Source organism: Nitrobacter hamburgensis X14 (assembly GCF_000013885.1).
GTDB lineage: Bacteria > Pseudomonadota > Alphaproteobacteria > Rhizobiales > Xanthobacteraceae > Nitrobacter > Nitrobacter hamburgensis.
In genome coordinates this window covers 1-13,425 of sequence record NC_007960.1, presented here as the reverse complement: position 1 = coordinate 13,425, position 13,425 = coordinate 1, and the positions used below count along the sequence as shown (strand labels likewise).

The window sequence follows — 13,425 nt, the reverse complement described above, 5'->3', positions numbered from 1 at the left end:
GATGGGACTGATTCGTGCCGGGAACATAGCCGGGGCGTTCGATCACGCACCAGTCAAATGCCCGATACTCAAGCTTTTCCTGTCAGGCATACAATTTCCAACGGGAGGGGGCGAGAAGATCAGGCCTAATCTAAGACACGGCGCGGCCCTCCCCGTTGCAGGCGGCTTCGCCGAGTTTCCGCGTCACAAGCGCATTCGGAAGGCCGAGACTCAACAGGACACCCAGGACGGTTAGCACAGCTACCAGCAAAAACGAGGCGTGCGGCAGCGGCGCAACATCGAAGAGGAGTCCTCCGGCTGCGGACCCCACGGCAGCACCAAGGCTTGATGCGGCCGTTTGCTTGCCAAGTTCCGCTCCCTGCGCCTTGCCGGCCTTGATCGATATCCAGTAGGTCAGGATCGGAGAGAGAATACCGGCGCTCGCCGCCACCGCCCCGATCACCGCGAGCGTCAGCGTGAAGTCCGGCGCACGTGGGACAAGGAATAATCCTGCCGCCAAGATGGCGAGAGCCGGCGCAATAAACCAGCGCGTGGTCTTGGGTTTGATCCAAGGCGAGAAGACGATCGATTGCACGACCAACATCACAGAGCTGCACTCGGTGAACATCAGCGCAATCTGGTATTGGGTGAGCCCGAGTTCCTGTTTGCCGCGAAGCGCTAATCCAACCTCGAACACACCCACTCCAGCAGAGACGACGAATGCGAGGGTAAGCAGCTTGGGAACGAGCCAGCGGCTAGGCGCCAGATCTGCTCGGTCGCGCTTGGGGGTAGCATCGCCCCGCTTCACTCCAGGTACGGTCACGGCGGCAGCGGCCGCCACAAGAAGCGCCAAGACCGCAGTCCCCGCCAGTGGCAAGGTCAGTGCTCCGGCCCCGCCGCCAATCGGGAGCAGGCTCCCTGCGCTCCGCACAACGAAGACGCCAAGCATAGGTCCGAGCAGAAACCCGCTGATTCCCGCTAGGCTGACGAAGGTGAGGCGGCGCGCTCGTGCCTCATCTGTCGCTGCGAGATCCCCGATCGTGGCCAGCGCGCCCGGCGTCACCGCAGCGGCGAACATACCGCTCAAGAAACGCTCGGCGTAAACCGCCGTCAGGTTCTCGATGAATGCGAAGGTCAACATGGTGGCGCTGAAACCGATCAAACCGATCAGAAGGATGATGCGACGTCCGTACCGGTCAGACATGTGTCCCCAAGCCGGAGCAAAGAGAAAGAGAGCCAATGTGTAGAGGCCTGTCAGCAGCCCGGTCGAGCGCGATACTTGCGCCGCATCGGCAGCCGCGCCGAGCAGACGCTCTATGAGATATGGGAGCAGAGGCAGTACCACACCGTAGCCAATCGACACTGTGAACACCGACGCCATCAAGACGGCCATAGTGCTCAGCGGCACGCCCGATGCGCCGCGTAAGATCACGACGTCGCCACGACGGAGGTGAACGTCTCAGGAGATGCAGTGGGGCGCTGACGACGGATACCCGTCAGCTTGGTCCGCTTCAGCATCAGTGCATTGGCCGCGACCAGCGCCGAGCTGCCGGACATGGCAATGGCCGCGATGGTTGGGCTGAGCAAAAACGGATAGAGAACACCAGCGGCCAGAGGAAAGGCGACGACGTTGTAGCCGACTGCCCACCAAAGATTCTGATGCATTTTTCTGAGCGTCGCATGGGACAGTTCGATGGCGCCGACCACGTCGAATGGGTCGCTTTTCATCAGGACGATGTCGGCGCTTTCCATTGCGACATCCGTACCGGCTCCGATCGCGAAGCCGACGTCGGCCTGTGTCAGAGCCGGAGCGTCATTCACTCCGTCGCCGACCATGCCGACTTTCTTACCTTGCGATTGCAGCTCCTTGACCTTGCCTGCCTTGTCGCCAGGCAACACGTTGGCGAACACTCTATCTATCCCGATACTCTGCGCGATCCGCTCTGCCGTGCCCTGATTGTCTCCGGTTAGCATTGCGACCTCGACACCCCGCGCGCGTAGCGACTTGACCGCTTCCACCGCGGTCGGCCTTACCGCATCGGCGATGGCGATCAAACCCACGAGCTTGCGGTCCACTGCGAGGTGGACGACGGTCCGGCCAGCGCCCTGCAACTCCTCGGATTTCGCGCCAAGTTCGCCGAGATCAATGTTATTCTCCGACATCAACAACTTGTTGCCGAGCAAGACTATCTTCCCGTTGATCTCGGCTTGCGCGCCCTTGCCCTCGATGTTCCCGAAACCGGTCGTCTTTGGCGCCTTCACATTGGCGGCCCGGCGCAGTATTGCCTGCGCCAAGGGATGGTCCGATCCTGCTTCCACCGCCGCGGCCGCAGATAGCAACTGTTCCTCGGTGGCGCCAACAGCTATCGCCAGACCCACCACCTCGGGATGGCCCATCGTCAGCGTGCCGGTCTTGTCGAAGATGACGACGTTCAACTTGGTCGCGTCCTCCAGCGCCGACGCATTCTTGAACAAAATTCCGTTCATGGCGCCGAGCCCGGTTCCGACCATGATCGCCATTGGGGTCGCCAACCCAAGGGCATCCGGGCACGCGATCACGAAGACGGTGATCGTGAGGCTGAGCGCGAACAGCAGCGTCTGGCCGATCCACCAATACCAGACGACGAACGTAAGAAGGCCCACCGCAACCGCCGCCAGGACCAACCATTGCGACGCACGATCCGCAAGCAGTTGTGACGGCGCCTTGGAGTTCTGCGCTTCTTGGACCAGCTTGACGATTTGGGCGAGCGCCGTGTCAGCGCCGACCTTGGTCGCGCGATAGTGAAACGCACCGCTCTTGTTGATAGTCGCGCCGATCACCGCGTCGCCGGCTTTTTTGGCCACCGGCATCGATTCACCCGTGAGCATGGATTCATCGACCTGGGATGTGCCTTCCAGCACGGTCCCGTCGACCGGGATCTTATTCCCGGGCCTGATCACGACCGTATCGCCCGAAATGATCTCGGCGGTCGCCACTTCCAGTTCCTTGCCATCCCGCAGCACCGTTGCTTTGGGCGGCGCCAGATCCATGAGTGCGCGGATGGCTTCAGATGCCCCTGCCCTTGCGCGCATTTCGAGCCAGTGTCCGAGAAGGATGAAGACCAGCAGGATTGCAGACGCTTCGTAGAACTGCTGGCCACCGTAAAAGAACGTGGACCCGACGCTGAACAGGTACCCGGTGCCGACACTGAGGACGACCAGCACCGCCATATTGGCGACACCGCTGCGGAGCGCTCGGTAGGCTGCAACAACGAAGGGCCAGACCGGGTAGAGGATGGCGGCGCTGGCTAAAACGAACAGTATCAGATCCAGCCGCAGGCCGAATGGTGGCGGAATTTGAATGAAGTCCATGCCCATAGGAGAAAAGAGAAAGATCGGCAGGCTGAAGGCAAGCGCGATCCAGAAGCGGTTGCGCATGTCGCGGACCATGACCTGCATGTCCATGCCAGCGCCGTGGCCCATTTCATGGGCCATAGCATCGCTCTTGTCCCCGCCATGCGCCTTGGGTTTAGCCATCGTGTCGGCCGGCTTCATGCCGGCCATCCCCGAATGATCCTGATGCGTTTCGGAATCCGCAGGCTTTAGCTGGCTGGTCGGGGCCTTCGAACTAGAACCCCGCATCGCGGGCTTTTCGCAAATATGCTTCGGCACGGCTTCGCCCGCACAATGAAAGCCGCAATCCTTGATCGCTTCCTGTATTGCGGCAGGGCTGGTCTTCCCCGGGTCAAACATCACGGTCGTCGAGCCGGAGACCGGATTGACCGATACGTGACCGACACCTGCAACACGCTGTACCTGCCGTTCGATCCCGTGTGCGCCGAGGACCGAGAACAGATCTCCGACTTCGAGCGTAATCTTGGTCATTGAAGCTTACTCCTACCGGCGATAGAGAATTGAGTATGTGCTTTTGCGAACCCGTGAGTTTTGCTGCCGGCGGCGTCCTGATTGTTGGCGGTGCGTTTGCAGGCTGGAAAGCCTTCAAGATAAACAAACGGTACTTTCCGGTTTCTCAAATGCCGACACTGGCCGGGCTTCAGCAATTGATGGAGGGCCATGTCTGGATGGGAGTGAACAACTCCGACCAATCCATGATCTGGTGGGCCGCCATGGGCTTTATCTTTTTCTCTTGGGTGATTTGGCCGGTCTGGGTCCCGTTCAGCATCTATTTTCTGGAACCTCCAGGCAGTCGGCGCAAATTGCCATTGCTGGGCTTTGCCTTGGCAGGGCTTGTTTTCGGCCTGATCCTCTTTGTCCCACATCTTTTCCATCCAGATTGGGTAAATGTCAGGATTAACCGACAGTCACTGGCTTATGAAGACACCATGTTTCTCGATTATCTGATCCCGCGCTGGCTGACCTATCTGATCTATGTTTTTCTGCTCATTACGCCGACCATGATCTCGACCTACCTGCACATACGCCTGTTTGGATTGACGCTTATTGCCATCACAGTTGTGGACTACACGTTTCTGAGTTTTGCCTACATATCATTCTTCTGTTTTTTGGCCGGTCTCGGCACCCTGCACCTGATTTACATCATCGTGTGGAACAAGTGTTGTCGCGAATGCCCGGAATTGTTCAGATAGGCGACCGTTCCCGGTAAACGGAATTCTGGATTGGACGGGCCCATGAAATGTCATGGCCGCACAATTTCTGGGCATCAACGACCGAGAACCGGTCGCCGACGTTGAGCGTGCTCGTTGTCATGGATGATTGCTTCGCACCTCGCACGACGGCTATGATTGATGCTCGTGCTGCTTCTTATGATCAGCATCGGAAGAGCCCTCGCCGTGGCAGCAAGATCCGGCGGCTTCCGCCGGCGCTGAACGCTTTGCCGCTGAGGATGGGGCCGCTTCCGGCTTGGCAGCCGCGAGCGCCGCCTTTTCCTTGGAAGCCTGACCGTCGCAGCAACCATGCGCCGATACGGACTGCTGCGATGTGTCGTTCTTATTGGTCATCTTGTTCTCCTGTTGGCTTTGGCGGGGGAGGATACCTGCTCCGGCTATTTCGCTATTCGACTTAGTGTGGTCGGAAGTAAGCGCGTGGGTTCCGGAGATACTCACCTCATGATGACGCAATTCTGAACCAGCATATTGATATATGTCACGTGCGGAATGCCGCTGAAGCTTCTTCGGTGATCAATTAGCTTTTCCAAAATGGCCTCGCATTCAGGAGTCGCCGATGCGCCTCAAAGGCCACGGTAACACCGGCGCCCAAGGCGATACCGACCATCCGCCCGACGAGTCCGCGGTCGACGGGTTCGGTGTTGTTGCTGAGCGCGTTGACCAGTTCTTCCGTCTTCATGCCCTGGTCTCCCTGCCGATCAGTTTCGCCAAAGCCTTGATGCCGCGATGGATGCTGATCTTAACGCCCGATTCCGTCATATCGTACCGGACGGCTGTTTCTGCGACGCTTCGACCCTCGAGCTTCACGCTCTCAATCGCATGACGGACCTTCGTTGGCAGACGGTTCAGCAACTGCCCGATGTCGTGCGTGCTCTCGACGGCGATCTGATCGTCGGCCGCCGCGAGTTCGTGGTGATCCCCGATCGGCAAATACGCCAGCAACGCGCGATTGCGCCGGAGATAGTCAATCAGCTTGTAGCGTGCGATCGCATGTACCCACGGGGTCAGCAGCGTCTCGACGTCAAACGTGTGACGCTTGAGCTGGATTGCCAGCAGGGCTTCCTGCACCAGATCCTCCGCCTCCTCGGGACCTCGCCCGATGCGGTCCAGATGGCGTTTGTAGAACGCCCGCAGATAGCGGCTCAATTGATCAAGCAGTGCGCGGTGCGAGACCGCGTCGCCATCCAGGCTGGCAAGCATAAGTGCCTTCAGTTCGGTCTCGTGGCTCATCATGCTTGGCGTCTTCTCTATCAATTCGCTGGTCAATCCGGTTCGGTTACAAACGATGATGCCTCGCGGATAATAAATCCGGCATCGAGGGGGGAATCCGACCAGGGACGGACCGATCTCACCACCTAGCAATGCGGCTCGATAAACCTGCCGATCTCTTCCGGTTCGGCAAAGATTATCGCGGCACGATCACCCATCATTCCCGCAGGCATAATCGCGGGCGCATTTTTCTCCGGTCCATCCTTGCTTGTGTCCGTCATGAAGCGGAGGTTGCGTTCCCAGAACGCGCGCATCTTGCCGTCGGCGGTAGTGACGCGATAGGTGTCGCGGCAATAGGTAATCGTTTTGACCTGTCTGGCGGGCTCAAGGCTTTTCAGATTAGGGTCATGGCCGCCGCCGTCCATCATGCCGCTCATGCCCTTCATCTGGCTTTGTGCGGTCCGCGCGGGTGCGGCTCCGGGCTTCGTAGCCTCCTTGAGGAACGCCAGCAGGTCTGCGCGGGCGCCAACATCCTTGATGCCGTCGAACGGCATCTCATTACCCGGCACCACGTTCTGCGGATCGGTCAGCCATTGATCGAGCGTGTCATCATTCCAGACAATCCCGGACGCCTTCAGCGCGTCGGAGTAGCGGTCGAAGCTCAATACCCCACCGGCTTTCCGCCCCCAGAGATCGGCCAAACTGGGCCCCGTCATATTGCGGCCGGGTTCAAGAGAATGACATGGCGCGCAAGCTTTGAAATCCTTCCGACCACGCGCAGCGTTACCCTGCTCGGCGAGAGCCGGCGACAGAAATGCGATAGCGAGCAGCACCAAGATTCCGAATTTGCTCATTGCCGGTCTCCCTTGTGTCCAGAAAACAGATACTTCACCAGTGCAGCCATCGAGAGGACCAGGACAGCGACCACCAGCAGCCAGACCAACGCCATGCCCCACATCATTCCGGACGTCATCATTCCGTTCATCATGATTCACCTCATTCGGCCGGCTCTGGAATCCGTCGTGCCGCGCGCATCGTCGGAGTCGTCGGCGTTGTAGATCGATTAACGCCGTTCGGCAGCCTAAAACCTTTGACGAGGGCGAAGATCGCCGGGATCACGATCAGCGTCAGCAGCGTCGAGGAGATCATGCCGCCGATCATCGGCACAGCGATTCGCTGCATGATTTCCGAGCCCGTGCCGGTGCTCCACATGATCGGCAGCAGGCCGGCCATGATGGCGACGACCGTCATCATCTTCGGCCGCACGCGTTCGACCGCGCCCTCCATGACGGCATCGTAGAGGTCAGTGCGCATGAGGGCCCGGCCCTCGATCAACCTTCGCGCTTTGATCTCGGCCAGTGCCTGGTTGAGGTAGATCAACATCACCACGCCGGTCTCGGCGGCGACGCCGGCCAGCGCGATGAAGCCGACGGCGACGGCGACCGACAAATTGAAGCCAAGCGCCCACATCAGCCATAGCCCGCCGACCAGCGCGAACGGCAGCGACAGCATCACGATCATGGTTTCCGTCAAAGAACGGAAGTTGAGGTAGAGCAGCAGGAAGATGATCAGCAGCGTTACCGGAACCACAATCTTGAGCCGCGCTGTGGCGCGCTCGAGATATTCGTACTGACCGCTCCAGACCACATAGTAACCCGGCGGAAACTGGATGCTCGCCTGCACCGCCTTCTGCGCGTCGGCGACGTAACCACCGAGGTCGCGATCGCGGATGTCGACATAGATGTAACTGGCCAGTTGTCCATCTTCGGTACGGATCGACGTCGGCCCGCGCGTCGGCGCGATCTTGGCGACTTCGCCGAGCGGCACCGCACCTCCACCCGGCATCGGCACCAGGACGTTGGCAATTGATTGCGGATCGCTGCGCAGCGCGCGCGGGTAACGCATGTTGACGGTGAAGCGCTGGCGGCCTTCCACCGTTGTCGTGACCGTTTGTCCGCCCAGCGCCGTCGCGATGACGTCCTGCACGTCCTGGATCATGATGCCGTAGCGCGCCAATGCCGCACGATCCGGCGTGATGTCCAGATAGTATCCGCCGATCGTGCGCTCGGCGTAGGCCGACGATGTTCCGGGCACGACCTTCAAGACCCGTTCGATCTGCTTGGCGAGCTTGTCGATCTCGACTAGATCGATGCCGATCACCTTTACCCCGACCGGGGTTCGGATACCCGTCGACAGCATGTCGATGCGCGCCTTGATCGGCATGGTCCAGGCGTTGGAGACGCCGGGGAATTGCAGCGCCTTGTCCATCTCGGCGGTCAGACTGTCGATCGTCACGCCCGGGCGCCATTGCTCCTTCGGCTTGAGATTGATGATGGTTTCGAACATTTCTGACGGCGCCGGATCGGTGGCGGTCGACGCACGTCCGGCCTTGCCGAACACTGATGCGACCTCCGGAAACGACCGGATGATCCTGTCCTGGGTTTGCAGCAGTTCGCCTGCTTTGGTCACCGAAATGCCCGGCAGCGTCGTCGGCATGTAAAGCAGCGTGCCCTCGTTCAGGTTGGGCATAAATTCGGTGCCAAGCTGGCGCGCCGGCCAGACGGAGACCGCCAGCACGCCAAGCGCGAGCAGGATCACCAGCGTCTTGGCGCGCATCACGCCCCTGATCACCGGGCGATAGATCCAGATCAGGAAGCGGTTGATCGGGTTCTTGTGCTCCGGGACGATGCGGCCGCGGACGCAGACGATCATCAAGGCCGGAACAAGAGTCACGGACAACAGCGCTGCCGCCGCCATGGAGAACGTCTTGGTGAACGCCAGGGGACTGAACATTCGTCCCTCCTGCGATTCCAGAGTGAAGATCGGCATAAACGACACCGTGATGATCAGCAGGCTGAAGAACAGCGCCGGACCGACCTCAGAGGCCGCATCGATCAGGATATTGACCCGCGAGCGTCCGGGCTCGGCCCGCTCCAGGTGCTTGTGGGCGTTTTCGATCATGACGATCGCGGCGTCGACCATGGCGCCGATCGCGATCGCGATGCCGCCGAGGCTCATGATATTGGAGCCGAGCCCCAGCAGTTTCATCGCACCGAACGCCATCAGCACGCCGACCGGCAGCATCAGGATCGCCACCAGAGCGCTGCGGACGTGCAGCAGGAATATGATGCACACCAGCGCGACCACCGCGCTTTCCTCAAGCAGCGTGTGTTTGAGGGTCGCGATGGCTGCGATGATCAAATTCGAGCGGTCATAAACCGGCACGATATCCACTGATTTCGGCAGGCTGCTGGCGATTTCCTTGAATCGCTTTTTGACGTTCCGGATCACGTCGAGCGCATTGCCCCCGAACCGCTGCAGCACGATGCCGCTTGTGACTTCACCCTCGCCGTTCAATTCGGCGATGCCGCGTCGCTCGTCCGGACCCAATTCGACGCGGGCGACATCCTTCAGCAGAACCGGGGTGCCGTTGTTGGTCTTCAGAACGATGCTGCCCAGATCGTTGATGTCTTTCAGATAGCCCTTGCCGCGAATAACGTATTCAAACTCCGACAGCTCTACGGTGCGGCCGCCGACATCGGCGTTGCTGGCGCGGATCGCGTCGCGCATCTTCTGCATCGTAATGCCGAGATCGCGCATGCGCTGTGGATCGAGGATGACGTTGTATTGCTTGACGAAACCGCCGACGCTTGCGACCTCGGCCACGCCCTCAGCCTTTGCCAGCGCGAACTTCAGATTCCAGTCCTGGATAGCGCGGGTGTCGGAAAGGTTCAATTCCTTCGACATCACCGCATACTGGTAGACCCAGCCGACGCCGGTAGCGTCCGGCCCGATCGTAGGGGTGACCCCGGCCGGCAACCGTGATGCCGCGCTATTGAGGGATTCAAGAACGCGCGAGCGCGCCCAGTAGATGTCGGTGCCGTCCTTGAAGATGACGTAGACAAAGGAGACGCCGAAGAACGAGAAGCCGCGGACGACCTTGGAGTGGGGAACGGTCAGCATCGCCGTCGTCAGCGGATAGGTGACCTGATCCTCGATCACTTGCGGGGCCTGGCCCGGATATTCGGTGTAGACGATGACTTGGGTATCGGAGAGATCGGGGATGGCGTCGAGCGGCAAGTGGACCAGCGCATAGATTCCCGCGGCTGCGGCGAAACCGGTACCGAAGAACACCAGCAGCAGGTTGCGGGCCGACCAGGCGATTAGGCGGGCGATCATGGTTGAGCTCCCGTTTCAGAGAATCCCTTCAGCGCCGCCTTGAGATTGCTCTCCGCATCGATCAAGAAGTTCGCGGAAACGACAACCGGCTCCCCGTCCGCGACACCCGACCGGACTTCGACATAACCGTTGCCCCGTTGATCGAGCTTGACCTCGCGCGGCTCGAAACGGCCTTGTCCCTTGTCGATAAGCACCGATTGCCGGGCGCCGGTGTCGAGCACGGCGCTCTCCGGAATCGCCAGTACCGCCTCGGGGCTGCCGGTATTGATCTCGGCATCGACATACATGTCATGCAGCAGGATCAGGTCGGCATTCTTTAGCTCTACACGGACGCGTGCCGTCCGCGTCTCCTTGTTAATCTCTGGATAGATCACGTCGACCTTTCCGGTGAACTCCCGCCCGGGAAAGCTCCGCGCTTTGACTGTGACCGGCTGGCCGACGGCGATGGCGCCGAGATCGCGTTCGGCAACGTCGATCAGCGCCCACACGACGGAGTGGTCGGCGATCCTGAACAGGACGCCGCCCGGCTGGACACGCATGCCCTCGATCGCGTTGCGCTCGAGAACGATGCCGTCGCGCGGTGCGCTCCACTCGATCGATGTCGGTACGGTTCGGCTCTTCTCGATGGCTGAAATGGCGGCATCCGGAACGTCGAGGTTCATCAGACGCTGCCGCGATCCCCGACCGTACTGGACGTTGCCGCTGGTCGTCTTCGAGGTGATCGTCGTGAGGTACTCAGCGGCGGCGGACGAAACCGACGGGCTATAGATCTCCATCAGCGGCTGGCCCTTGACGACGTGCGATCCCGTCGTGACGTCGGCGACCTTCAGGACAAAGCTTTCGGACCTCATCGCGATGACGGAAATCCGCCGCTCGTCGAGCGCGATGGTGCCGGGAGCGCAGACTATCGTCCGAATCACCCGCCTTGCTGCGGGTTCCGACTTCACGCCGGTGCGCTGGATCTTGCCCGGAGACAACTTGACCGACCCGTCGTCGGAATCCTCGCCCTCATAGACCGGGATGTAGTCCATCCCCATCGAATCCTTCTTCGGTTTGGGCGACGTGTCGGGGAGCCCCATCGGGTTGCGGTAGTATTTGATGCGTCGCTCTTTGGAGCCGCCGACCGACGCCGTGGGCGTCGGCTCCGGAGCGTCGTTGTCGAAACTGACGTCGGCGCTCGCCGGGACGGCGCGATAGTCGCGGCCGTCAGGAGTCTTCCTCGGCGTCAGCGAGTACGAAGGTTTGCCGTCGGGATCCTGATAGTAGATCGGCGTGGGAGCGCCCTCCGCCGCAGCGGGAGCGACCATGCCGGTGACGCCTGCCACGGACCACGGCGAACGCGCCGCGACGAACCCGCCTCCCGCCGCCGCGATCAATGCGGCGACGGTGGCGCTGGTGACGACGGCGCGGTTCATTGCTGCGCCGTGATGACGAACTTGTTCTCGACGGTGCCGGTCTCGCCCTGGACCTTGGCGCCGAGCGAAAGCTGCCAGCGGCCGGCCATGCCGAATGTCGCCTTGAACCTGTAGGTGCCAGGCTCGGCAGCCGGTACCGCCTCGACCTTGGTGACCATCTCCTGCATGCCATCTGGAGTCATATCCAGGCGGCTCGCGAAGATGACGGCATCGGGCACAGGCTTGCCGGTCTTCGTATTCAAGAGCCGGACCGTGATGACCTTGTCGGGACCTGCCTGAACGGTCTGGTCGACGAGTTCGAACTTGTAATCCTTGATGTCGGCCAGAGCAGCCATGCTTGCGCCGCCCATCATGGCAGCGATCAGCGCCGCCTGGACGGCGCGCGTCAGAGTAAACGTCTTCATTTCTCTAAAATCCTCGATTGTCCTGAATCTGCCGTTAAGCGGCATGCATTTGCCCGCACGCCTGAGGGCGTGCGGCAGCAACCGACGACTAAGCGCCGGTCAGGCCAGGTTTCGAGGGGGATGGTCGGGAGGCGGGCGGTCAAGGCCGTCGGCTAGAACGTCGTTCCTAACCGCATGTGTCGTCCGGATCGCCTGCCGCAGCGGTAGGGCCGCCGTCAGAGAGGGACCCGCCTGCGACGTCTTAAGGACGCACATCGCAACCAGGGGACAATCATGGCAGTTCTTGTTCTTCTGGTCGTCCGGACAACAGGGCATGTCGGCGGACATAGCCGACATCCCGGTCATTTCGGAGATGGACAGTGCGCTTGCAGCCACTGGCGTCACCAGTGGTGCAGTAACGAGCCCGGCGATCACAAAGACCGCAAGCAAACGACCGATGAGTCGGCGTACATCCATGACCCACCATCACACAGGCCACGGAACTTGACCAGCCGCAGCCACTTCACATATGCGCCAGCGAGGCGCTTTTTTGCGCCTTTGCGCGCTAAGAGGCCCCCGGTGGGCAGCAGATTTGCATCATTCTGGATTGGGGGACACGGCACCGAACCGTAAGAGCAGAAAACGCAACAGTCCCCGGCAAGTGGCTTAAGCCTCTCTCCGCAGCCTCATAGAAAAACTGGCACGCATCAGCAGGCATCGTTTCCAGGGCCTGATGAGCGCATTTCGGACAGGTCAGGACGGACTCAAATTGCATGATCGAATTCCCGGCTCCCGTTAAGCATATCGCAAGTTGCGGCAGGAGTGCGGCCTAGGATCGATATCTACGAAAATGCTTTCTCCGATCGTAGCCGCCGCCGCGATGGTGCTTTCCTCGGTGAGCGTGGTCGGCAATGCACTACGTCTGCGGATGGTCAAGCTTTGATCGCAAGTCGCTGCCGCAAGGCGGAACGCAACGTGACGATGCTGGACAAGTATACGATACCGACTCAATTTCTTTGGAAGACGCTGAATTGAAAATGCTGCGTATTGCCGCCCGGGGTCAAATGATCGTGCCGCCGACAATCGACCAATGTAAATTCCGCCCCGACCACGGCGGCAAGAGCATCGGCGTCATAGCGTATGATCGGCAGTCCGCTGCACCGCTCCGGACCGTCCGGCGCAAACGTGCCGATGACGACATGCCCGCTTGGGCCGACGGCCTTTTTGAGGCACGCAATGTAAGCCTCACGATCAGTCGGGTCCGTCAGGAAATGGAACGCAGCCCGGTCGTGCCAGAGATCGTAGGTACGCGTCGGGTGCCATCGCGTAACATCCGCGACAACCCATTCTACCCCGGCGCCGGCGCGGCCAAGACGTGTTTTCGCGTCGGCAAGGGCGGCCGCCGAGAGATCGAGCACAGTGATGCGGCGAAACCGGCGGTCGATGAGACCATCAACCAGGCGTGAGGCGCCGCCACCGATGTCGATGATCTCCGCTTCGTTGGACAAGCCGGCACGTGCAATAAGCTCCAGGGATGGCGCCGGGTTCTCCTGAAACCAGCTGACTTCATACTCTCGCTTGGTGCGGTACACGTTTTCCCAGTGGGCTTGCCGATCGATCTCGTCGATGAACTGC

General features: G+C 60.6%; 12 protein-coding genes and 1 pseudogene. 1 reads left to right on the top strand and 12 read right to left on the bottom strand.

Translation table 11 applies throughout. The annotated features are described in order from the left end of the window. Positions 1 to 130 precede the first annotated feature (130 nt). Together NHAM_RS22285 and NHAM_RS22280 are read right to left on the bottom strand one after the other, a co-directional pair. Positions 131 to 1,411, bottom strand: coding sequence for an MFS transporter (locus NHAM_RS22285; protein ID WP_245270127.1), 1,281 nt, complete (start codon positions 1,409 to 1,411; stop codon positions 131 to 133). Further along, complete coding sequence (locus NHAM_RS22280) at positions 1,408 to 3,843, bottom strand: heavy metal translocating P-type ATPase (protein WP_011505191.1); 2,436 nt, start codon at positions 3,841 to 3,843, stop codon at positions 1,408 to 1,410. The genes NHAM_RS22285 and NHAM_RS22280 overlap by 4 nt, the downstream gene beginning before the upstream one ends. A gap of 35 nt (positions 3,844 to 3,878) precedes the next feature. On the opposite strand from NHAM_RS22280, the gene NHAM_RS22275 reads away from it, so the two are divergent. Then, positions 3,879 to 4,565, top strand: coding sequence for a DUF6629 family protein (locus tag NHAM_RS22275; protein ID WP_011505192.1), 687 nt, complete (start codon positions 3,879 to 3,881; stop codon positions 4,563 to 4,565). 556 nt (positions 4,566 to 5,121) lie between these two features. Here the strand turns inward: NHAM_RS22275 and NHAM_RS27815 are convergent. The 10 genes and pseudogenes from NHAM_RS27815 to NHAM_RS22235 form a co-directional block, all read right to left on the bottom strand. Next, complete coding sequence (locus NHAM_RS27815) at positions 5,122 to 5,283, bottom strand: hypothetical protein (protein WP_198137073.1); 162 nt, start codon at positions 5,281 to 5,283, stop codon at positions 5,122 to 5,124. Then, a complete protein-coding gene (locus NHAM_RS22265; RefSeq protein ID WP_011505194.1) occupies positions 5,280 to 5,837 on the bottom strand; it encodes a sigma-70 family RNA polymerase sigma factor in 558 nt (185 codons plus the stop codon). The genes NHAM_RS27815 and NHAM_RS22265 overlap by 4 nt, the downstream gene beginning before the upstream one ends. 122 nt (positions 5,838 to 5,959) lie before the next feature. Beyond that, positions 5,960 to 6,667, bottom strand: a complete 708-nt coding sequence (locus NHAM_RS22260; RefSeq protein WP_011505195.1) for a c-type cytochrome — start codon at positions 6,665 to 6,667, stop codon at positions 5,960 to 5,962. Continuing rightward, the gene (locus NHAM_RS27810) at positions 6,664 to 6,801 is read right to left on the bottom strand and encodes a hypothetical protein (protein WP_198137072.1); all 138 of its coding nucleotides are present in this window, start codon (positions 6,799 to 6,801) and stop codon (positions 6,664 to 6,666) included. Before NHAM_RS27810 ends, NHAM_RS22260 begins: the two co-directional genes overlap by 4 nt. A gap of 8 nt (positions 6,802 to 6,809) precedes the next feature. After that, positions 6,810 to 9,992, bottom strand: coding sequence for an efflux RND transporter permease subunit (locus tag NHAM_RS22255; protein ID WP_011505196.1), 3,183 nt, complete (start codon positions 9,990 to 9,992; stop codon positions 6,810 to 6,812). Next, positions 9,989 to 11,407, bottom strand: coding sequence for an efflux RND transporter periplasmic adaptor subunit (locus NHAM_RS22250; protein WP_011505197.1), 1,419 nt, complete (start codon positions 11,405 to 11,407; stop codon positions 9,989 to 9,991). The genes NHAM_RS22255 and NHAM_RS22250 overlap by 4 nt, the downstream gene beginning before the upstream one ends. Then, positions 11,404 to 11,811, bottom strand: coding sequence for a FixH family protein (locus NHAM_RS22245; protein ID WP_011505198.1), 408 nt, complete (start codon positions 11,809 to 11,811; stop codon positions 11,404 to 11,406). The genes NHAM_RS22250 and NHAM_RS22245 overlap by 4 nt, the downstream gene beginning before the upstream one ends. Before the next feature lie 99 nt (positions 11,812 to 11,910). Then, positions 11,911 to 12,267: a hypothetical protein gene (locus NHAM_RS27805; RefSeq protein ID WP_011505199.1), complete on the bottom strand. Its 357-nt coding sequence runs from the start codon at positions 12,265 to 12,267 to the stop codon at positions 11,911 to 11,913. A 119-nt stretch (positions 12,268 to 12,386) separates the two neighbouring features. Further along, a pseudogene (locus NHAM_RS28975) lies at positions 12,387 to 12,565 on the bottom strand (GDCCVxC domain-containing (seleno)protein); the annotation flags it as partial. A 232-nt stretch (positions 12,566 to 12,797) separates the two neighbouring features. Continuing rightward, complete coding sequence (locus tag NHAM_RS22235) at positions 12,798 to 13,418, bottom strand: class I SAM-dependent methyltransferase (RefSeq protein WP_041359684.1); 621 nt, start codon at positions 13,416 to 13,418, stop codon at positions 12,798 to 12,800. Positions 13,419 to 13,425: the final 7 nt, after the last annotated feature.